18 protein-coding genes, 1 tRNA gene and 1 other RNA gene are annotated in these 20,517 nt (G+C 55.4%); 13 read left to right on the top strand and 7 right to left on the bottom strand.

All coding sequences use genetic code 11. The features are described from left to right. Nucleotides 1–18: 18 nt before the first annotated feature. Genes infB through truB form a run of 3 tightly spaced genes read left to right on the top strand, consistent with a single transcriptional unit; the run spans nt 19 to nt 4,044 of the window. Nucleotides 19–2,649, top strand: a complete 2,631-nt coding sequence (infB, locus tag BM022_RS05575) for a translation initiation factor IF-2 (protein ID WP_091137569.1) — start codon at nt 19–21, stop codon at nt 2,647–2,649. 27 nt (nt 2,650–2,676) lie between these two features. After that, nucleotides 2,677–3,057, top strand: coding sequence for a 30S ribosome-binding factor RbfA (gene rbfA, locus BM022_RS05570; RefSeq protein WP_091137567.1), 381 nt, complete (start codon nt 2,677–2,679; stop codon nt 3,055–3,057). A 39-nt stretch (nt 3,058–3,096) separates the two neighbouring features. Further along, a complete protein-coding gene (truB, locus tag BM022_RS05565) occupies nt 3,097–4,044 on the top strand; it encodes a tRNA pseudouridine(55) synthase TruB (protein ID WP_256208956.1) in 948 nt (315 codons plus the stop codon). On the opposite strand, the gene BM022_RS05560 is transcribed toward truB, so the two are convergent. Beyond that, nucleotides 4,039–4,878 (bottom strand): response regulator, encoded by an 840-nt coding sequence (locus BM022_RS05560; protein ID WP_091137566.1) that lies wholly within the window; start codon nt 4,876–4,878, stop codon nt 4,039–4,041. The genes truB and BM022_RS05560 overlap by 6 nt on opposite strands. 165 nt (nt 4,879–5,043) lie before the next feature. After that, entirely contained in the window at nt 5,044–5,982 is a 939-nt protein-coding gene (locus BM022_RS05555) for a GGDEF domain-containing response regulator (protein ID WP_091137564.1), read from the bottom strand. Between the two features lie 368 nt (nt 5,983–6,350). Between BM022_RS05555 and BM022_RS05550 the strand changes: the two genes are divergently transcribed. From BM022_RS05550 to recR, 5 genes are all read left to right on the top strand, one after another. Further along, nucleotides 6,351–6,427 (top strand) — tRNA-Met (locus BM022_RS05550). Between the two features lie 581 nt (nt 6,428–7,008). Next, nucleotides 7,009–7,107: signal recognition particle sRNA small type (gene ffs / locus BM022_RS05545), an RNA gene on the top strand. Nucleotides 7,108–7,253: 146 nt separating this feature from the next. Beyond that, nucleotides 7,254–8,930, top strand: a complete 1,677-nt coding sequence (gene dnaX, locus BM022_RS05540; protein WP_091137563.1) for a DNA polymerase III subunit gamma/tau — start codon at nt 7,254–7,256, stop codon at nt 8,928–8,930. A gap of 14 nt (nt 8,931–8,944) precedes the next feature. Further along, nucleotides 8,945–9,268, top strand: a complete 324-nt coding sequence (locus tag BM022_RS05535; RefSeq protein WP_177191635.1) for a YbaB/EbfC family nucleoid-associated protein — start codon at nt 8,945–8,947, stop codon at nt 9,266–9,268. Nucleotides 9,269–9,341: 73 nt separating this feature from the next. Next, on the top strand, nt 9,342–9,938 hold the full coding sequence (gene recR / locus BM022_RS05530) for a recombination mediator RecR (protein WP_091137559.1): 597 nt from the start codon (nt 9,342–9,344) through the stop codon (nt 9,936–9,938). A 181-nt stretch (nt 9,939–10,119) separates the two neighbouring features. On the opposite strand, the gene BM022_RS15425 is transcribed toward recR, so the two are convergent. Continuing rightward, complete coding sequence (locus BM022_RS15425) at nt 10,120–10,365, bottom strand: hypothetical protein (protein WP_177191628.1); 246 nt, start codon at nt 10,363–10,365, stop codon at nt 10,120–10,122. Between the two features lie 37 nt (nt 10,366–10,402). On the opposite strand from BM022_RS15425, the gene rluB reads away from it, so the two are divergent. Next, nucleotides 10,403–11,119 (top strand): 23S rRNA pseudouridine(2605) synthase RluB, encoded by a 717-nt coding sequence (rluB, locus tag BM022_RS05520; RefSeq protein WP_371264296.1) that lies wholly within the window; start codon nt 10,403–10,405, stop codon nt 11,117–11,119. A 29-nt stretch (nt 11,120–11,148) separates the two neighbouring features. Here rluB and prmB read toward each other — a convergent pair whose 3' ends face one another. The 4 genes from prmB to dapC form a co-directional block, all read right to left on the bottom strand. Then, nucleotides 11,149–12,042, bottom strand: a complete 894-nt coding sequence (gene prmB / locus BM022_RS05515; protein ID WP_091137556.1) for a 50S ribosomal protein L3 N(5)-glutamine methyltransferase — start codon at nt 12,040–12,042, stop codon at nt 11,149–11,151. Between the two features lie 846 nt (nt 12,043–12,888). Further along, entirely contained in the window at nt 12,889–14,022 is a 1,134-nt protein-coding gene (gene dapE, locus BM022_RS05510; RefSeq protein WP_091137554.1) for a succinyl-diaminopimelate desuccinylase, read from the bottom strand. A gap of 52 nt (nt 14,023–14,074) precedes the next feature. Then, nucleotides 14,075–14,896, bottom strand: a complete 822-nt coding sequence (dapD, locus tag BM022_RS05505) for a 2,3,4,5-tetrahydropyridine-2,6-dicarboxylate N-succinyltransferase (protein ID WP_091137552.1) — start codon at nt 14,894–14,896, stop codon at nt 14,075–14,077. A 46-nt stretch (nt 14,897–14,942) separates the two neighbouring features. After that, nucleotides 14,943–16,136, bottom strand: a complete 1,194-nt coding sequence (gene dapC, locus BM022_RS05500) for a succinyldiaminopimelate transaminase (RefSeq protein ID WP_091137550.1) — start codon at nt 16,134–16,136, stop codon at nt 14,943–14,945. A 121-nt stretch (nt 16,137–16,257) separates the two neighbouring features. Between dapC and BM022_RS05495 the strand changes: the two genes are divergently transcribed. From BM022_RS05495 to BM022_RS05480, 4 genes are all read left to right on the top strand, one after another. Beyond that, nucleotides 16,258–17,142, top strand: a complete 885-nt coding sequence (locus BM022_RS05495; protein ID WP_091137669.1) for a DMT family transporter — start codon at nt 16,258–16,260, stop codon at nt 17,140–17,142. A 188-nt stretch (nt 17,143–17,330) separates the two neighbouring features. Next, nucleotides 17,331–18,281 (top strand): D-2-hydroxyacid dehydrogenase, encoded by a 951-nt coding sequence (locus BM022_RS05490; RefSeq protein WP_091137549.1) that lies wholly within the window; start codon nt 17,331–17,333, stop codon nt 18,279–18,281. Between the two features lie 348 nt (nt 18,282–18,629). After that, nucleotides 18,630–19,049 (top strand): rubrerythrin family protein, encoded by a 420-nt coding sequence (locus BM022_RS05485; RefSeq protein ID WP_091137547.1) that lies wholly within the window; start codon nt 18,630–18,632, stop codon nt 19,047–19,049. Between the two features lie 110 nt (nt 19,050–19,159). After that, the gene (locus tag BM022_RS05480; protein WP_091137546.1) at nt 19,160–20,491 is read left to right on the top strand and encodes a (Fe-S)-binding protein; all 1,332 of its coding nucleotides are present in this window, start codon (nt 19,160–19,162) and stop codon (nt 20,489–20,491) included. Nucleotides 20,492–20,517: the final 26 nt, after the last annotated feature.

The following is a 20,517-nucleotide window of genomic DNA, read 5'->3' as shown; positions in this document are numbered from 1 at the left end:
GGTTATAAAAGGTCATCAATGTCTCAAACGAATGTAGAACAATTTGCGAGTGAATTGGGTGTGCTTCCGGCAGTATTGCTGGAGCAGCTCCGGGCTGCGGGTGTCAGCAAGAATCTGACAGTGGACAGCCTGACGGAGAAGGATAAAACACAGCTTCTCGAATATTTGCGCAAAATTCACGGTACGCGAGAGGAGAAAAACAGAATTTCTCTTCCGCGCAGGCAGACGTCTGAAATCAAGAAATCGGATAGCAGCGGCAAAGCCCGTAGCATCCAGGTCGAGGTGCGCAAGAAGCGCGTATTCGTAAAGGGTGATCTGGAGGATCGGTCAACGGCAGCCAAGCCTGCCGAGGTCGTGCCCCCCGCGCCCGCTATTGCCATCCCGGTTCCCACCCCGGTGATCGATGCGGCGCAGCAGGCATTAAGGGAAGAAGAGGCAAGAAGACAGGCGGAATTGATTGCGCGGCAAACCGCGGAATTGAGGGAAAAGAAACAGCGTGAGAGGCCTGCCCAGGTTCAAGGCAAGGAAGTGGAGCCGGCCGGGCCAGTTTCTGCCGGCGCTCCAGCTGCAGTGGCCGTGTCTGAGCCCGCTCCCGAGCCGGCAGCGGTAGCGGCGATGGTTCAGCCGGCTGAGACGCCTCAGCCTCAGGCTGCTACAACTGAAGGGACCTTGCATAAACCGGTCGTCAAACCGGAGGACAAGGCGGCGAAGGCTGACAAGAAAAAGAAACAGACTAAGCAGGTCGTCTGGAAAGATGACCGCGTGGAAAAACGTGGACTCAAGACCCACGGCGATTTGTCCGGGGGCAAGGGCTGGCGGACACGCAGGGACAAGCACGGTAAGCATGTCTCGGATGAGCAGGGTGCTCATGGTTTTTCCGCGCCTACCGAGCCGGTCGTTCATGAAGTAATGGTGCCCGAGACCATCTCCGTCGGCGCGCTGGCGCAGAAGATGTCGATAAAGGCGGCCGAAGTGATCAAGACTTTGATGAAGATGGGGAATATGGTAACCATCAATCAAATGCTGGATCAGGAAACCGCCATGATCGTGGTGGAGGAGCTTGGTCATGTCGCTAAATATGCGACCCTGGATAGTCCCGAGGCATTCCTGACGGATACCGAGGCGCCGGCTGCGGAGGTTAAAACAGAACCGCGTGCGCCGGTTGTTACCGTGATGGGCCATGTCGACCATGGCAAGACGTCGCTCCTCGATCACATACGGCGGACTCGGGTCGCCAGCGGGGAAGCGGGAGGGATCACGCAGCACATTGGCGCATATCACGTCGAAACCGAGCGCGGGATGGTGACCTTCCTTGACACGCCCGGTCACGAGGCATTCACGGCGATGCGCGCCCGCGGCGCGAAGGTTACCGATCTGGTTGTATTGGTCGTGGCGGCGGATGATGGCGTCATGCCGCAGACCATCGAGGCAATCCATCATGCCAAGGCTGCCAAAGTACCGATCGTGGTGGCGGTGACCAAGGTGGACAAGCCGGAAGCGAACCCCGAGCGCATCAGGCAGGAATTGGTTACGCAAGAGGTTGTGCCCGAAGATTGGGGAGGCGACACGATGTTTGTCGACGTCTCCGCGAAGACGGGCGCCGGCATCGATGCACTCCTGGAAAGCGTACTGCTCCAGGCGGAAGTGCTGGAACTGCGCGCGCCAAAGGATGCGCCCGCGAAAGGGATCGTAATTGAGTCCCGCCTGGACAAGGGCCGCGGCCCGGTCGCGACCATACTTGTGCAGGCGGGCACGCTCAAGCGGGGCGATGTATTGCTGGCTGGCGCAGTATATGGTCGTGTGCGCGCAATGCTTGACGAGAACGGCAAGCCTGTGGAGCAGGCGGGGCCATCCCTTCCGGTCGAGATTCAGGGGTTGTCCGAAGTACCTGTCGCGGGAGAGGCGGTCGTGGCGTTGGTCGACGAGCGCAAGGCGCGGGAAATCGCGCTCTTTCGTCAAGGCAAGTTCCGTGATGTGAAGCTTGCCAGGCAGCATGCCGCAAAACTGGAAAACGTATTTGAGCAGAAGGGCGAGGTGAAGGTGCTAGCCCTCATCATCAAAGCCGACGTCCAGGGCTCCTACGAGGCGCTGACCCACGCGCTGCAAAGGCTTTCCACGGATGAGGTCAGGGTGAATATCATCCACAGCGGGGTGGGCGCAATCACGGAATCCGACATTAACCTTGCGCTGGCTTCCAAGGCGGTTGTGATTGGCTTTAATAGCCGCGCGGACGCGGTCGCACGCAAGCTTATCGCCTCCACCGGGGTGGATGTACGTTATTACAGCATCATTTATGAGGCTGTGGATGAAATCAAGGCAGCGCTATCCGGCATGATGGCGCCCGATCGCAAAGAGAATATCACGGGATTGCTTGAAATCCGCAATGTCTTCCGCATTTCCAAGGTTGGCGCGGTCGCGGGCTGCTACGTACTGGAGGGTCTCATCAAACGAGGTTCTCTGGTGAGATTGATACGCAACGGCGAGCTGATTCATACCGGTGAGCTGGACTCTCTGAAGCGCTTCAAGGACGATGTGCGAGAGGTAAGAGCGGGTTTCGAGTGCGGGCTTTCGCTTAAGAACTTCAACGATATCCAGGTCGGGGATCAAGTGGAAGCGTACGAAATCGTCGAAGTCGCGCGCAGCCTGTAACGCGATTGCTTCGCCCGTGGATGCATTATGCCAAAAGATTTCTCCCGTTCTTTGCGCATCGCCGATCAGATCCAGCGCGAGTTGGCGGATCTGATCCGCAACGAGCTTAAAGATCCGCGCATCGGCATGCTCACTTTGACCGGCGTTGAAGTGAGCCAAGACTACGCGCATGCCAAGGTTTTCTACACGACGCTTCGCAGCGAAAGCGACAATTTCCTCATCAGTAACGGACTGGAGCACGCGGCTGGCTTTTTACGCAGCCAACTGTCTCATCGGCTGAAGCTCCGGGTGGTGCCGCAGCTCCATTTCGTCTATGACCAGTCGATCGAGCGGGGCGTCCGCTTGTCCCAACTGATCGACGAGGCCGTGTCGCGTGAAGGATCCTCGAGCGAGCCGGATGAGAGCTAATTTTCCGTCTCGCCGCCGCATTCTGATTCGTTCCGCATATTGAAAGTCGAAGTCGCGCGGCCACTGTGCGTCAAGCGCGAAATCAGCGGTGTCCTGCTGCTGGACAAATCTGGCGGCATATCCTCCAATCGAGCGCTGCAAATTGCCAAACGCCTCTTCGGCGCGCGCAAAGCCGGTCATACCGGCACGCTTGATCCGATGGCAACAGGCCTGCTGCCCATCTGCTTCGGCGACGCAACCAGATTTTCATCTGCGTTGCTGGGAGCGAACAAGTCCTATGAAGCGACGCTGAGACTCGGATATATCAGCACGACTGGGGATGCCGAGGGCGACATTTCCGTCGCGGAAGGCATTTCGTGTCACGATTTGAAAGACATGGCGCCTCAGGTAGAGATGGTACAGAAGAGTTTTACCGGCTTGATCACCCAGATACCGCCGATGTACAGTGCGCTGAAGCATCGTGGGAAGCCCATGTATGTCTATGCCAGGGAAGGGGTGGAGATCGAACGACAACCCCGTCAAGTGATGATTCATGAGTTGCATCTCATGGTGATCGACGGCGACAAAATCAGGCTCTGGGTCCGTTGCGGTTCGGGAACGTACGTTCGCACGCTTGCTGAAGATATAGGGAGAGCGCTGGGCTTCGGGGGCGCCTATCTCACCGCCTTGCGCCGCACGACAATAGACGATTTCGATTTGTCGCAAGCATATAGCTTGGATACCCTTGAGACCATGTCCATCCGCGAGCGAGATTCTCGCCTGCTTACGGTGGACACGCTACTGCGGGATCTAGCTGCCGTTGTGCTGGAGGCACCGGCGGCGGCAGCGCTAAGACAGGGACGCAGCGTTGCCGGAGTCAGCAAGGCGGTTGAAGGAGAGAAAATCCGCTTGTATGACGAGGAAAAAAATTTCCTGGGCCTCGGGGAAGTGACGGCAGGGGGAGATATCGCCCCGAAAAAAATCCTGGGGAACGGACAAAAGTTATGAATGGTCCTTGGATCGCATGCTGTCCGTGACGTCTTTTCCTATTCCGCGGTAGCCGGTAAAGCGGCCTGACGAGTCAAACATGGGTTCGCCGCTCACCATTAAATATTGTTGGGCACCGTCGGATCTGGTTCGACTGTACACAAAGTCGATAAAAGGGCGCCGTGCCTCGATGTTGGCCTTGAAGACAGCATACTCAGCGTCGTTCCAGCGTGCTCCGGCAGTTTCTTTAGATTCACCGAGCAGGTTGTCGACCGTGATTCCGAGCATATCGAGAACCGGTCCATATACTTTTGTAAAATTCCCTTTCTCATCCTGCTCCCAATACCAGTCGGACGCCAGTTCGGTAAGGCGGCGGAAGCGCGCCTCGCTTTCGCGGAGTTCGGCGGTCCGCTCTGCCACGGTCTGTTCCAATACCTTGTTGTAATTTTCCAGTTGCTTATACAAAAGGCGCACTTCAAGCATATTGTGGATGCGAGTCTGGACTTCGATCAGGTCGAACGGCTTGCTGACGAAGTCTTTTGCACCGGCCTGCAGTGCTCGCAATTTATGACCTGGTTGGGCCGTGATCACCAGTACCGGCAGGTACCCGTACGTTTCAATTTTCTTCAGCCCTTCCAGCACCTGGAAGCCATCCATACCGGGCATCTGAAGATCAAGGAGAATCAGATCATACCGGTTCTGGCGATAGAGATCGGCCACCTCGTGTGGATTCATGGTGGAAGAAATGTGGGTATAACCGCCGTCACTCAGCATTTGTTCAAGCAGCCGGACATTCGCCTCCTGGTCATCCACCACCAGGATTTTTGCATTTAGAATTTCGGGTTTGCTAATCATTATTTTTCCGTGCACTGTACCTTATCAACTCGATGCGTCTTTCAGGCAACATACGCCTATCCCGAAAGGCTCTTCCGAAAAGTTATTATATAGATGATATTTATTATATTTGCGTTTAAAGCAGAAACAATTGGACACAAGTACGACATGTGAAGGAAATGAGGGTCAATGGCTCATCCGTGCGGAAATTCGATAAGTGTTCTTGTTCGCCTGCTTCGCTTCGAGCAGCGCAGTATCTGCATTCTTCAACAGCGTCTTGACATCCCTGCCATTGCGCGGATAAAGACCCACCCCGGCGCTCGCCGTCAGCCTGACCTCGGTACCCTGGATACTATAAGGTTGTGATAGCGCTTTAATGATTTTTTCCGCCGCAAGCGCCACACCATCGACACTATTTACGTAAGGCATAGCAATCACGAATTCATCACCGCCAAGACGCGCTACCGTATCCTCCTGCCGCACAGCCGCCACCAGGCGCGCGGCAACCAGTTTAAGCAGCAGGTCGCCGACATCGTGGCCCAAGGTGTTATTAATTTGCCTGAATCCGTCCAGGTCCAGGTATACGACGGCCATTATGCTGCCGTTCCTTTTTGCGTGAATAATCGCCTGCGAGACTCTTTCTACCAGAAGGCGCCGGTTCGCAAGCCCCGTGAGCGGGTCGTGCAGTGCCATAAACTCCTGGGTTTTTGCATAGCTGCGGGCCTGCTGATGCAATAGGCGTACTTCCAGCAAATTGTGCACGCGCGCCAACACCTCGGCCATGTCAAACGGTTTGCTGACAAAATCCTTGGCGCCGGATTGGAGCGCGCGAAGCTTGCAATCCGGATTCGCGGTAACAACCAATACCGACAAATAGCCTTCCGCTTCGATCTCCTTCAAAGCTTCCAGCACCTGAAATCCGTCCATGCCCGCCATTTTCAAATCGAGCAGAATCAGATCGTAGTGATTCTGACGGTGCAGTTCATAAACCTTATATGGATCTGTCGTAAAGGAAACAGACGTATAGCTTGCGACTTCCAGCACGCGTTGCAACAGCAAAACATTGGATTCCTGATCATCAACAATCAGTATCTTGGCGTTATGAATCTCGGTTTCGCTGATCATATCGCTACGTGTTCATCTTTACCTTGCTCATCTTATTGGGTAGTAAGGTGGGCATTTCGTGTTCCTGTATTCATATGGATGGGATGGTTCCAGAAAAATCGCTGCCATACGCCAGGGTGCGGTATTTTCAATCGTTCAACTACCGATCTTATTTCTCGTCCTTTTGCCCAGCATACTCATAACAAATCGTCATTTTGCCGTTATTGCAAGCACGCCTCTGTGCGTTATCTCGCATAGCAGTTCAATCGCTCGCTTTTGTTGTGCAGAGCCTGAGCGGCAGCACGCGGAGCGGCGGTTGCCTTTTCTCGTTTGCGACATTGGAACAGAATTTGATCTTTCGAATTCATCTGATATAATCCTTATTCTGGCGCGGGGTGGAGCAGTCTGGCAGCTCGTCGGGCTCATAACCCGAAGGTCGTAGGTTCAAATCCTGCCCCCGCAACCAACCTCCAATTCTGTCGGAAGCCAGTTTTTTTCAAGGCTCGACGGACGCTGCCGGGGCAAGTTCGCTTGCCTAATAGGCGGCAGACAACACGACCAGGAAATATTGCTCGAGCAGAAGCAGCCGGGTCGCAAATACGAAGTCGACGCAACCACCGTTTAGCGATCTTATCCCAAGCGATATTACCGGCATTACCTAGCCATACGATGTCCCGCGCATTACCCGTAACAATATAAGCATCTTCATTTGGCCCCTCAATTTGCTGCTTGCTGGTCAGGTGCAGCTCCCGGGTGGTGCTACATGCGATAAACGGCAGTCGGTGGAATATGCCGTGCGGCGTGTTGACTGCGCGCTAATCGGTACTCGGGTCGGGATAGAAGGTATTCCCGGACGTTTTCTCGATGGTCTTGAGAATGGCAACGAATGTTGGCGCTGGGAAAAAAAGGTCGGGGTTAGCCTCGCACCCCCGCGCATGCAAGCTTATCTTGCCTTGCATGCATGTTACAATGCACCTTAACTGGGGGCAGTTCGCGCTTTTACCGGTATTCTGCTTTCCGCTTTATGTTGTGCTTTTAGCTTTATATGGCGGGCCTCCCCGCATTGCATGGTAGTGAATCTGGTCAGGTCCGGAAGGAAGCAGCCACAGCTATTTTCTGCAAGTGCCGGGGGTCAGGCTCGCCACCCGTTTCGTTCGAGAAAAATGGTCGACGTGCAATAGAACCGGCGGAACCGGCGGTAAGCCGGTTCTGCCGAACCTCAAGCTGCGAGCACCAAATCTACCTTTGCGCCCAGTCGATAAATAACCGTCCCCCTTCCTTTTCTATTCATCGTGCCCCAGACTCAAGTTCTCGCCAGAAAGTGGCGGCCAAAGAGCTTCTCCGAACTGATTGGACAGGACCATGTGGTCAGGGCGCTTACCAACGCGCTTGAACAACAGCGCTTACATCATGCGTACCTTTTCACCGGTACCCGCGGGATCGGCAAGACCACGATCGCGCGCATTCTAGCCAAGGCTCTCAATTGCCGGACAGGCATTACCTCGTCGCCCTGCGGGATATGTTCGGCCTGCACTGAAATTGATGCGGGGCGCTTCGTTGATTTGCTTGAGGTGGATGCGGCCTCCAATACGCAAGTGGAAAAGATGCGGGAATTGCTCGAGAATGCGCTTTACGCACCCACGACTGCCCGTTACAAGATTTACATCATCGACGAAGTACACATGCTCTCCAAATCGGCTTTCAATGCGATGTTGAAAACGTTGGAGGAGCCGCCGGAGCACGTCAAGTTCATCCTTGCGACCACAGATCCGCAGCGAATTCCGGTCACGGTTTTGTCGCGTTGCCTGCAATTCAACCTGAAGCAGATTCCACCGGCGCTGATTGCCGCGCATCTCAAGCATGTGCTTGAACAGGAACAGATAAGCTGCGATGCAATATCGTTGCAATTGCTCGCACGGGCAGCGCAAGGCAGTCTGCGCGACGCCCTGAGTATCCTCGACCAGGCTATCTCTTTTGGTGGGGGCACGATCGAGGAAGCCGGGGTGCGGGATATGCTGGGCGCGATTGACCAAAGCTACCTCTATGAACTGCTGGACGCGTTGACGCACAAAGATGGGGCGCGCATGCTTGCAATAGCGGACGCCATGGAAAGCCGGAGCGTGTCATTTGATGCGGCGCTGCAGGATCTGGGATCGTTATTGCACCGCATCGCGCTGGTGCAAATCGTGCGCCCGGCAATAGCCGAGGATACACCGGAGCGTGAACATCTTTTGGCGTTGGCAAAGACATTCGCCGCGGAAGATATTCAGCTGTTTTACCAGATCGCCATCCATGGCCGAGGCGACCTCGGCCGGGCGCCGGATGAATATGCAGGTTTCACCATGACCCTCATGCGTATGCTGGCCTTCATGCCCGAGGAATTTCCGCAAACCCCGCCCCCATCCACTCCCGCGCCCGCCGCAGCAATCAACGCGGACGGTAGCGCTGCCGATAGGGGGCGCGGAACTGATGCGCAGGTTAAATCCGCGCCGCCCTCCGCTACAAGTTTAGTCACGGCAAAGCCTGCAGCGACAAGCGCTTGGATGGAAACGCCAGCTGTAGCGAAGCCAGACGCTGACACAAGTCTGCTCAGCAGCGACTGGATAGTGATGGTGCCCGAGTTAAAGCTGAGCGGGCTGGCAAAGATGTTGGCCCAGCACAGCGAAGTAAAGCATGTGGCGTCGAACGAAATCGAATTCTGCGTGCCCGAGACGCAAAAGCACCTGCTGGATAAAGATTACCAGGCCAGGGTGCAGGCCGCGCTGAGAGCTCACCTGGGAAAGCCAGTACGGGTAAAGTTCTCTGTTGGGATGGTCACGGGCATGACCCCGGCGGAACTGGAGAATCGGGCGAAACAGGAGAGGCAATCCCAGGCCATCACGGCCGTGGAATCGGATCCGTTCGTGCGCGAGCTGGTGGAACAGTTTGACGCAAAAATAAATATTTCTTCGATCAAACCCATTCAATAGCGGAGGTACAAATGATGAAAGGCGGCTTGGGTAATCTTATGAAGCAGGCCCAGCAAATGCAGGAGAACATGAAAGCCATGCAGGAAAAGCTGGCCTCGGTGGAGGTCGAGGGGCAGTCCGGCGCAGGCATGGTGAAAGTGGTGATGACATGCCGGTATGATGTAAAGCGCGTCAGCATCGATAACAGCCTCATGGGCGATGATAAGGAGATGCTGGAGGACCTGATCGCAGCCGCAGTGAACGACGCCGTTCGGCGGGTCGAATCGACGACCCAGGAAAAGATGGCCAGCTTCACCTCCGGACTGAGCCTTCCGCCAGGAATGAAACTGCCGTTTTAATCTCGCCCCTTAATGGGTCGCGACGACCGGATTCGATTGGGTACTCCTTCTATCCTTATATGACTTCAGTTTATTGAAAACGCCGCGTAGCCTGGATGAGCTGATCGATGCGCTGCGCTGTCTGCCGGGTGTCGGCCCGAGGTCGGCGCAGCGCATGGCCTATCACCTGCTGCAGCGTGATCATGCTGGCGCACGCCGCCTTGCCAATTCGCTAGATTATGTGCTGGAGCACATCAGGCATTGCGAGAAGTGCAATAATTTTACTGAAGAGGCGGTATGTGAATTGTGCCGGTCGCCGAATCGCGATAGTGGGTTGCTGTGTGTGGTTGAAATGCCGGCCGACCTGCTGATGATGGAGCAGGCGCATTGCTACAAAGGCATGTATTTTGTGTTGATGGGCAGGTTGTCGCCGTTGGACGGCATCGGCCCGCGGGAAATTCACCTTGACCGCTTGCTGAAGCGGGCTCAGGACGGCATCGTAAAAGAAGTAGTGCTGGCGACCAATTTTACCGTCGAGGGCGAAGCGACAGCTCACTATATTGGCGAGCTGCTGCATAACAAAGGAGTGAAAGTAACGCGTATCGCGCGCGGGTTGCCGGTGGGCGGTGAACTGGAACACGTGGATAGCGGGACGCTCGCGCAGGCGGTACTCGAGCGACGAGAGGTTTAGCGCAGAATTTAAACCGGCTTCAGTAACGATCGGTGCAGGTGCCACTTCAGTTGTCTGGTAGCCGTACTGGACCGCGAATCCCAATGCACGCAAGTGATTCATCCTCAAGCAACGTGATAGCCGCTTTCGGTTGACATGGCGTTTTACCCTGCCCCCTGGGCGCGAGAACTGGCAAAGAGGTTCAGATGAAAGCCAAGTCACAACAATCAAGCAAGGCGGCAACGCCATCGAGATCGACCAGGCCGTCCAGGGGGGCAAAATCGCCCAAGTCGCCCCTGCGGCCGCCATTGGTGCCGCCCGCATCGCCTCGGGTGCGCCCAGCGCCTAAAACGGCCCAATCGGCGCAATCCACCCAATCCACCAAATTGACCGGACTAGCCGAAACGCTAAGATCGGGCAGGAAAAAGACGCCTGCAATTGGCGACATAAACGCCCGTCCGGAGGCAGCGCCTGAAACGCAAAAATTGCAAAAATTACTGGCGCAGGCGGGGCTGGGCTCGCGGCGCGAGATGGAAGAGCTGATCATTGCCGGGCAGGCGACCATCAATGGAAAGATTGCACACATAGGCGACCGCGTGGGACCGGAAGATGTCGTACGGGTGGGAAAGCGTGTTATCCATTCCAGATCCGGCAAACGTACCCCTCGAGTCATGCTTTATCACAAGCCGGAGGGTGAGATCGTGAGTCGAGATGACCCGCAAGGCCGCCCATCCGTATTCGACAAGTTGCCGCAGATGCAATCATCTAAATGGATAGCAATCGGCAGGCTGGACTACAACACCAGCGGCCTGCTTATATTCACGACAGATGGCGAACTGGCTAATCGCCTGATGCACCCCCGCTTCGAAGTCGAGCGCGAATATGCGGTCCGAATTATCGGACGCTTGGCTCCGGAACAGTCGGAATTGTTGACCATCGGGGTGAAGCTGGAAGACGGTGTGGCAAAATTTGAGTATTTGTCCGACGAAGGCGGCGAAGGTTCCAATCACTGGTACCGCGTGATATTGAAAGAAGGCAAAAACCGCGAGGTGCGCCGCATGTTCGAAGCGGTGGGAATGACGGTGAGCCGGCTTATGCGGGTACGCTTCGGTCCCATCAATCTGCCGCCGCGCCTGAAGCGCGGCAGGTGCCTGGAATTGACCGAGACCGAGATACGGCGACTGCTCGAGCTGGTCGCCTAGTTGCCCTCCAATATGAGGAAAGGAAACGATCAGGGGAGCTGGTCTCGTTTCAGCAGAAACACAAATTCGTCTCCCGCGCTGGTTTCCAGCCAAGTGAAAGGTATGTCGGGATAGACCTGTTCAAGGTTGTCCCGATTATGGCCGATCTCAACGACCAGTAGCCCCCGGTCGTTCAAATGGCTGGCCGCTTCGTTCAGTATCGTCCGCGTGGCTTCCAGTCCGTCCACGCCGCTTCCCAGCGCGTTTTCGGGTTCACGGCGGTATTCCTCCGGTAATGTCGCCATTGCTTCCGCGCTGACATACGGCGGATTGCTGATAATAAGATCGTAAGTGCGGCCTTCTAATCCTGCGAACAGATCGGATTGGACGAGATTGACCTGCTGCTCCAGGTTGTAATCCGCTACGTTCCTTTGGGCGACTTCCAGCGCTTCCGGCGAAATGTCGGCCGCATCTATGGTGACGTTGGGGAATGCGTGTGCGAGCAATATGGCGAGGCAACCAGAACCAGTACAGAGATCAAGTGCTGAATCGACCTCGTCGGGGTTCCGTATCCATGGCGCAAGTTGTTCCCGCAACAGCTCGGCAATGAAGGAACGCGGTACGATCACGCGCTCATCCACAAAAAAATTGAAATCTCCTAGCCATGCCTCGTTAGTGAGGTATGCGGCGGGAATTTTCTCGGTGGCGCGGCGCTCGATGATGCCCAACACTTGCTCAAGCTCATCCGTGATAAGCCTGGCATCGAGAAACGGTCCGAGCCGGTCGAGCGGAAGATGGAGCGTGTGGAGAATGAGATAAGCCGCTTCATCGTAGGCCGAGGCCGAGCCATGGCCAAAAAAGAGACCGGCCTCGTTAAAGCGGCTTACCGCGAAGCGGAGCAGGTCACGGATAGTTTGGAGTTGAGTTCTGGCTTCGTGGTACATAAGGCTTAGTATACGTTACCTGTTTTACCACTCCTTGCTTTTCCCATTTCAACGATACCGGACAAGGATCAGTACTTAAAGCAGATCGAGGTTCACTTTACATACCCCTGTTAAAAGTCCGATGCGTTGCCGCACGAGTTGAAGCAAGGCGAAAAATAGGCTGAGCTTGGATTTCCCAGATTTTTTGAAATTATTAATATCTGGATAGAAAGAAACATTTGGGTCAACAAGCGTAGCGAAGATTCGCGCTTATGGTCATAAAAATGCGGCCCTATTACCTGTTCGACATGAAAGCTATAGGAGATAAAGGAGGTAAGCAAAATGAACCTGCCAGGATTTACCGCCGAGTTTTCGTTATACGGAAGAACCGCGGGTCGCCCTCATACGAGACCGGGCTTGTGCGGTGAACAGTATGGAGTAATTCCTCAAATGACCCTGGTTAGTGTGCTATGTGCTGAAGAATATGCTCGATGCATGGAGTGGTGTGGGCTAGCCCTTATTGTCAGTCCGGGTTATTGCGAATGCATGTGCAGAAACATCTATTGCGTGTGCGGCGGGCGGCGCTGTCTGCCGAAGATGTGTGATCCCGCGCAATAGACTGGGTGAAGAAGTGATACCGACAATCACCTTGAACGCGCCTGAAAATGCCCCTCAATCCGACTGATCGAAACCGGCAGGGGAAGAAAAGTTCAGGCATGGCCACCACCTCAGGTGAAAGTAGACCTTTCATATGAAAATATGGAAAGCCGGCGCACCGCGGTCGCGGTCTTTTCCCTTCGCGGCCGGTTCCGATAGGTTGCGTTCGCTTTGCCCACCCAGCTGAAAATTCAAGGTTGAGGAAAGGTTTTATCCCAGCAACAGGCTCTCCAGCGTCAGCCGGTAAATCTGGGGCAGCTGATGCAGGTCCTCCACTTCCACGTATTCGTTGAGCTTGTGGATGGTGGCATTGCGCGGTCCCATTTCCACTACCTGGGGGCAGATGTCGGCAATGAAGCGCCCATCGGAGGTGCCGCCGGAGGTGGAAAGCTCGGGCGCGATTCCGGTTACGGTTGAGATTGCGCCGCTTATCGCATCCACTAGGCTGCCCTTGGGTGTCAGATAGGGTTTGCCTGACAGTTCCCAATGAAGATTGTAGTCAAGCTCGTGACGGTTAAGGATTTGATGCGTTCTCGCTTTCAGCGACTCAACCGTGCTCGCGGTGGAGAAGCGGAAGTTGAACAGCATCGTCACTTCACCCGGTATGACGTTGGTCGCGCCCGTCCCGCCATTGATATTGGAAATCTGCCACGTGGTGGGCGGAAAATATTCATTGCCGTCGTCCCATCTTGTTTGCGCCAGTTCGGCAATGGCAGGCGCGGCCAGGTGGATGGGATTTTTAGCGAGGTGGGGGTAGGCGATATGGCCTTGTATGCCTTTCACGGTCAATGTCCCTGAAAGGGAGCCGCGCCGGCCGTTCTTGATCGTGTCCCCAAGTTTATCGACGCAGGTAGGTTCGCCGACGATGCAGTAGTCGATCAGTTCGTTGCGGGCTTTTAGCGCCTCCACCACGCGGACCGTTCCGTCGACGGCCACGCCTTCCTCATCGGAGGTGATCAGCAGCGCAATCGAGCCGCCGTGGTTGGGATATGCCGCGACGAACGCTTCGATTGCAGTAACGAACGCCGCCAACGATCCCTTCATGTCGGCGGCTCCCCGGCCATAGAGCCTGCCGTTTCGAATTGCCGGAATGAATGGGTCACTGTCCCATTGGTCGACCGGGCCAGTCGGCACCACATCGGTATGCCCGGCGAAACACAGCAGCGGCGCAGCTGCTCCGAGTCGCGCCCATAGATTATCCACTTCGCCGCAGCGTACTCTTTCAATGCTGAAGCCGATTTTCTCCAGGCGGCTGATCAGAATTTCCTGGCAGCCGTTATCAAATGGAGTGAGCGAACGGCAGGCGATCAGGGCTTGCGCGAGAGCCAAGGTTTCATTTTGCATGAGGTATCATCCGGAAAGGTGGTGCGTAGGCGAATTCAATCATGATTTACCGCTATATGCCGCGCAGCAGCTCATTGATGCCAGTCTTCGCCCGGGTTTTTGCGTCCACCTGCTTCACGATGACGGCGCAATAAAGGCTGTATTTGCCATCCGCGGAGGGAAGATTGCCCGACACGACCACCGAGCCCGCCGGGACGCGCCCGTAGCTGACTTCACCCGTTTCGCGGTTGTAGATCTTGGTGCTTTGGCCGATGTATACGCCCATGGAAATCACCGAGTTCTCGCCAACGATGACACCTTCGACAATTTCCGAGCGCGCGCCAATGAAACAATTATCCTCGATGATTGTCGGATTGGCCTGGACGGGTTCGAGCACGCCGCCTATTCCCACGCCCCCTGAGAGGTGCACATTCTTGCCAACCTGCGCGCATGACCCGACCGTAGCCCAGGTGTCAACCATGGCGCCTTCATCGACATACGCGCCGATATTGACGTACGAGGGCATGAGTACCACATTGCTGGCAATGAATGCGCCTTTTCGCACCGCTGCGGGGGGCACTACCCGAAAACCGCCGTTACGGAAATCCTTGGAACTGTAATCCGCGAATTTGGATGGCACTTTATCGAAATAGTTGGAAAATCCGCCTTTGATGAAACTGTTGTCCTCTATGCGGAAAGAGAGCAGCACCGCTTTTTTAATCCATTGATGCGTGGTCCATTCGCCGTTTACTTTTTCCGCCACCCGCAGTTTGCCGCTGTCGAGCATTTCCAGTACCTGCGCTACGGATTCCTTCAGTTTTGCCTCCACGTTGCGCGGGGTGATCTCGGCACGGCGTTCGAATGCTTCTTCAATGATGCGTTGGAGCTGATCCATGGTTTTCCTTTGGTATTGTGTTATCCAGTTTGACGCTGTGCCGGGGTCAAGCCGTTGACATCAGCATTTTTATCCGTTCGACCGCTTCCATGCATTCTGCCAGCGAAGCGACCAGGGCAACGCGAACAAAATTTTCACCAGGATTAATCCCGCCGGCATATCGCGCCAGGTAGCTGCCCGGTAGAACGGATACATTATAATGGCGATAGAGCTCGGCGGTGAACTGCACGTCACTGATGGGTGTTCTTACCCACAAATAAAATGCCGCGTCAGGCATCGATACTTGCAGGGTTTGCTGCAGCGACTCGGTCACGGCCGCGAATTTTTCCCGGTAGAGGCGCCGGTTTTCGATGACATGATGTTCGTCGTCCCAGGCTGCCTTGCTAGCCGCCTGAACCGCCGGGTTCATGGCGCTGCCATGGTAGGTACGGTAGAGGAGGAATTCCTTAAGTATCGACGCATTGCCCGCGGCAAACCCAGAACGCATGCCCGGAACGTTGGATCGTTTTGACAGGCTGCTGAATACCACCAACCGGGGAAAGCCGCTGCGGCCCAGACGCTGGGCCGCAGCGAGCGCGCCGAGCGGCGGGGCGTCTTCGTCGAAATAAATCTCGGCATAGCACTCGTCCGAGGCAATGATAAAACCATGACGGTCGGATAGCTCGAACAGACGTCGCCACTCGTCCATGGTCATTACCCTCCCGGTAGGGTTACCCGGCGAGCATACGTAGACTAATTGCGTACGCGACCAGATTTCCTCGGGCAGTTGCCCATAGTCGAGTGCGAAATCGTTTTCCGGCAGCGTGTTGAGAAAATGGGGCGTAGCGCCGGCCAGTAAGGCTGCGCCTTCGTATATCTGATAAAAAGGATTTGGACAAACTACAATTGCCTCTGGGCGCGATGGATCGATTACCGCCTGGGCAAAGGAAAACAGCGCCTCACGGCTTCCGTTGACAGGAATGACTTGTGTGTCAGGATCGATATCCGACAAACTGTAGCGCCGGGTCAGCCACCGAGCAATGCTGGCGCGTAGCGGCCTGGCCCCCAGTGTAGTTGGATAAACTGCCATGCCGGAAAGGTTGTCCGTCAGTACGTGGCGGATGAAGTCGGGTGTGGCGTGCTTGGGTTCCCCGATGTGCAAGCTGATGGGCGGGTAAGCCTGCTGCGGCGAGATCCCTTCAAACAGCTTGTTGAGCTTCTGGAAAGGATAGGGCTGCAGGCGGTCGAGATTGGGATTCAATTTTATAAGTCTCGCCTCGGGGCTTGAAGGAGCGCTGGCTTTCAGGACGAAGTCTATTGGGAACGAGGTCTATTGATCGTTGCGAGATTATAAAGTGGCAAACGTTTTGCTACCAGACAAAATGAGCAATCAAAATCAGCAAAATGTTTTTCCCGTATTGGCCCTGCTGGGGGGAGCCGCTATCTGGGGCCTGCTGTGGTACCCGTACCGGCTTCTGGAACAGGCGGAGGTCAGCGGACCAGTTGCCACCACGCTCACTTATGCTTTTGCGCTGTTGCTGGGCCTGGCGGCCTTCAGGAAAAACCTGGCAAAGTCTCGCATCCTAAGCGGTAGACCACAATTATTGCTCTGGATCGGTTTGTGCGCCGGCTGGACCAATCTTGCCTACGTACTCGGCGTCATTCACGGTGAAATCATGCGGGTGATGCTGCTGTTTTATCTCGCGCCGCTCTGGACCATCGTATTTTCCCGCCTGCTGCTCAACGAAGTACTCAGCCTGCACGGCTATCTGGTTATGGTTTTTTCGCTGACGGGTGCGATCGTTATGCTTTGGCAGCCCGAAACCGGTTTTTCGATGCCTTCGTCCTATGGAGACTGGATGGGATTATCAGCCGGCTTCATGTTTGCGCTCTCCAACGTGTTGAGCCGCATGGATCAGGTGCACAATATACAGCTGAAGTCGCTTGCGGTATGGACGGGCGTAACACTGATTGCGTTCGGATACAGCTTGTTTTTGCAGCCGCCATTGCTCGGCAGCGTTCCGGTCGGTGTTTATCTGCTCATGTTTGGCGTGGGGCTGGTGGTGTTCGGTCTTAGCGTGGCTGTTCAATATGGTCTGGCGCAGGTGCCGGCAAATCGGGCTATTGTCATTATGCTGTTCGAGTTGGTCATTGCTGCGCTAGGCGCTTATTTTCTTGCTGGCGAGGCCATGACAACGAGAGAGTGGATAGGCGGTGCCATGATTATTTCCGCTAGCCTGTTTTCCTCCAGGATGAATCGGGCGTAACATGGTCTTCTGATAGTGCCAATTTGATGCATGTTCCCGCTCGTCCCAGGCGCGGATGCGGTTTTACTCCGGGAGCGCGGCCCCACGAAATCTCGGGGAATATTTGAAGGAGTCTTCCTTGAATACATTGCAGGTAAAAGCGGGATGATCACAACGCATACGACACGGATCTTATACTTAACGCTGTGATGAACCAGCACGTGGTTTTCCTGGAACGGGACTCGCTGAAGGCGCGTATGCGCCGGCCTGATTTTGAACATAGCTATGAGGAATACCCACACACTCGCGGTGATCAGGTCGTGCCGCGCCTGCGACCTGCGACTGTGGCGATTATCAACAAGGTGCGGCTGAACGACGAGATCCTGGCCCAGTTGCCCAGCCTGAAATTGATCGCGATGTGCGCCACTGGATATGACGGGATAGACATGGATGCCTGCCGCCGCCGAGGTATCGCGGTGACGAACATACGCAACTATGCCATCCATACCGTGCCCGAGCACGTGTTTGCGCTGGTGCTTGCGTTACGCCGGAACCTGCTGGCCTATCGTCAGGAGATCGAGCAGGGGGCATGGCAGAAGTCGGAGCAATTCTGCCTGTTCACGCATGATATCGGCGAGCTGTTCGGTTCCACCATGGGAATCATTGGTGAAGGCGCTATCGGGCAGGCGGCCGCGGCCATTGCTCGCGGCTTCGGCATGCGCGTGCTGTTTGCATATCATCCGTCGCCCAAGAAAAAAAAGGTAGTGCTTACTCCTCTGGACCAGGTGCTTGCCGAATCGGACGTGCTTTCGCTGCACTGTCCATTATTGCCGGCCACGCGCAACCTCATCGGCATCGAGGAGCTGCGCAAGATGAAGCGCAGCGCTTTGCTGATCAATACGGCGCGCGGTGGGCTGGTTGATGAGGCGGCGCTGGTTCAGGCGCTGGAGGAGCGCGTTATCGCCGGTGCCGGCTTTGACGTGCTGACTGTGGAGCCACCGGCAAATGGCAATCCTCTGCTCGAGCTGCGCGGTCCAAACTTTATCCTTACGCCTCACGTTGCCTGGGCCTCGGCTGAGGCAATGCAAACGCTCGCCGATCAATTGATCGATAATATCGAGGCTTGGGTGGCAGGCAGGCCGCAAAATCTGGTGACGTGACAGATGTCGGAGCGAGCCGAGAGGGTGGGAAAGACTCTGCAACGCTAATTTATTCCAGGATAGCAAGCGTGTGGTGGGATGGAAGCGGATAAGCGGTAGAAGCGTCGGGGGCGAGCCGTTAAGGAAGAGGAAGGCAAGATCGCACGGCGAATTCGTCCCCTTCCTTAGGGCACATTTCCCAGGTCAAGCCCGGCTGTTGACAAGCCAGATTCCCTCCGCTAGTCTCCTACCCGGTTAAGCTGGGCCTGATTTTCGGTCAGGCAGCTTTAATTCATGCGATTCAGCATGCCAGCCGGACTCGAACGCCCGGTTGGTTTGATGGTTGCCAATATATAACAGGAGAGATTCATGGAACTCAAAGGATCAAAAACCGAAGGAAACCTGAAAGCGGCCTTTGCCGGCGAGTCGCAGGCCAATCGCCGCTATCTCTACTTTGCGGCGAAAGCAGACGTGGAAGGGCAGAATGACGTTGCGGCAGTTTTCCGCTCGACGGCGGAGGGCGAAACGGGCCATGCCCATGGACATCTGGAGTATCTCGAGGGCTGCGGCGATCCCGCAACCGGCTTGCCTTTCGGCTCATCCCGCGCGAACCTGCAAACAGCAATAGCCGGAGAGACACACGAGTATACCGACATGTATCCCGGCATGGCCAAATCCGCGCGCGAAGAAGGCTTTGATGAAATAGCCGACTGGTTCGAGACACTCGCGAAGGCTGAACGCTCTCATGCAAATCGCTTTCAGAAGGCTTTGGACAGCCTCGCGGATTGAGCGTTTTTACGACTTATACCACCGGGTCGGGCAGAACAGCCTGACCCGGTTGATATTGGCTTCATCCCTCATTTTGGTTTCCATAATTTCTTGCTTATTTTTCCCTTGTCATGACCACTCGAGAAGGCAGTCTTGAGCCGCCCAAGCGTCATCCGCTCGACTGGGAAAACCCCGAATACTATGACGAATCGAAGTTGTTCCACGAAATGGAACGTGTCTTCGATATCTGTCATGGCTGCCGCCGTTGCGTAAATCTGTGTACGGCGTTTCCGCGGTTGTTCGATCTTATCGACGATGGGTCGACTGGCGAGCTGGATGGGGTGGAGAAGCAAAAATACTGGGAGGTGGCGGATCAATGCTACCTCTGCGATATGTGCTTCATGACCAAATGCCCTTACGTTCCACCGCATCCCTGGAACGTCGACTTTCCGCACCTGATGCTGCGCGCCAAGGTGGTAAAACATGAAAAGGGAGAGACCTGTTTTCGCGACAAGCTGCTTTCCAGCACGGATCTCGTAGGCAAGCTGGCCAGTATTCCGGTGGTCACGCAGACTGTAAACGCGGTTAACAATAACGCGGCGGCCCGCAAGCTGATGGATAATATGATCGGTATCCATGCTGAGCGAAAACTTCCCGAGTATGACAGCCGAAAATTCCGTTCCAACGCTCGGGTCAATACCGCTCACGAGGTCCGCGCCGGAGCCAAGACACCGGGGAAAGTGGCGATTTATGCTACCTGTTACGTGAATTATAACGAGCCCGGCATCGGGCACGATCTGTTGAAGATTCTGGATCACAATGAAATTCCGGCATGTCTGGTGGAAAGGGAAGCATGCTGCGGGATGCCAAAGCTGGAATTGGGGGACCTGCAGGCGGTGAAAGAACTCAAGGAGAAGAATATTCCACCGTTGGCGCAACTTGCGCGAGAAGGCTATGCAATCCTTACCGCGGTCCCGTCGTGCACGCTCATGTACAAACAGGAATTGCCCCTCATGTTTCCTGCGGATGATGATGTGCAAATAGTAGCGAACGCAATGTTCGATCCCTTCGAATACCTTACGCTGCGGAAACGGGATGGCTTGCTGAAGAGTGATTTCAAACAGCCTCTTGGCAAGGTCTCCTACCACATTCCCTGCCATCTGCGGGTCCAGAACCTGGGGCAGAAAACGAGAGAGATGCTGCAAGCTATTCCCGGCACCCAGGTAACAGTGGTGGAACGTTGCTCCGGACACGACGGTACCTGGGGCGTAAAAAGCGAATACTTTGCCAATTCCATGAAAATCGGCAGACCGGTATTCAGGCAAATGGCCGCCCCAGACCCAGATTACATCAGCTCCGATTGCGCCATTGCCGCACGCCATATCGAACAGGGGATGGGCGCAACAAAGGCGCAAAAGCAGCATCCATTGACACTTATGCGGATCGCGTACGGGCTTGACTGAATCGTTCTGACGGCATTCCTATTACT

It is taken from the genome of Nitrosospira sp. Nsp14, assembly GCF_900113575.1.
Classification (GTDB): Bacteria; Pseudomonadota; Gammaproteobacteria; order Burkholderiales; family Nitrosomonadaceae; genus Nitrosospira.
This window is presented reverse-complemented; position numbering and strand designations above follow the sequence as displayed.

Bases quoted from the DNA above. Each gene is read 5' to 3' on its own strand.
- infB (WP_091137569.1), top strand. From the start codon at position 19: ATGTCTCAAACGAATGTAGAACAATTTGCGAGTGAATTGGGTGTGCTT.
- rbfA (WP_091137567.1), top strand. From the start codon at position 2,677: ATGCCAAAAGATTTCTCCCGTTCTTTGCGCATCGCCGATCAGATCCAG.
- BM022_RS05560 (WP_091137566.1), bottom strand. From the start codon at position 4,878: ATGATTAGCAAACCCGAAATTCTAAATGCAAAAATCCTGGTGGTGGAT.
- BM022_RS05555 (WP_091137564.1), bottom strand. From the start codon at position 5,982: ATGATCAGCGAAACCGAGATTCATAACGCCAAGATACTGATTGTTGAT.
- BM022_RS05535 (WP_177191635.1), top strand. From the start codon at position 8,945: ATGAAAGGCGGCTTGGGTAATCTTATGAAGCAGGCCCAGCAAATGCAG.
- BM022_RS15425 (WP_177191628.1), bottom strand. From the start codon at position 10,365: ATGTCGCCAATTGCAGGCGTCTTTTTCCTGCCCGATCTTAGCGTTTCG.
- prmB (WP_091137556.1), bottom strand. From the start codon at position 12,042: ATGTACCACGAAGCCAGAACTCAACTCCAAACTATCCGTGACCTGCTC.
- dapE (WP_091137554.1), bottom strand. From the start codon at position 14,022: ATGCAAAATGAAACCTTGGCTCTCGCGCAAGCCCTGATCGCCTGCCGT.
- dapD (WP_091137552.1), bottom strand. From the start codon at position 14,896: ATGGATCAGCTCCAACGCATCATTGAAGAAGCATTCGAACGCCGTGCC.
- BM022_RS05495 (WP_091137669.1), top strand. From the start codon at position 16,258: ATGAGCAATCAAAATCAGCAAAATGTTTTTCCCGTATTGGCCCTGCTG.
- BM022_RS05490 (WP_091137549.1), top strand. From the start codon at position 17,331: ATGAACCAGCACGTGGTTTTCCTGGAACGGGACTCGCTGAAGGCGCGT.
- BM022_RS05485 (WP_091137547.1), top strand. From the start codon at position 18,630: ATGGAACTCAAAGGATCAAAAACCGAAGGAAACCTGAAAGCGGCCTTT.
- BM022_RS05480 (WP_091137546.1), top strand. From the start codon at position 19,160: ATGACCACTCGAGAAGGCAGTCTTGAGCCGCCCAAGCGTCATCCGCTC.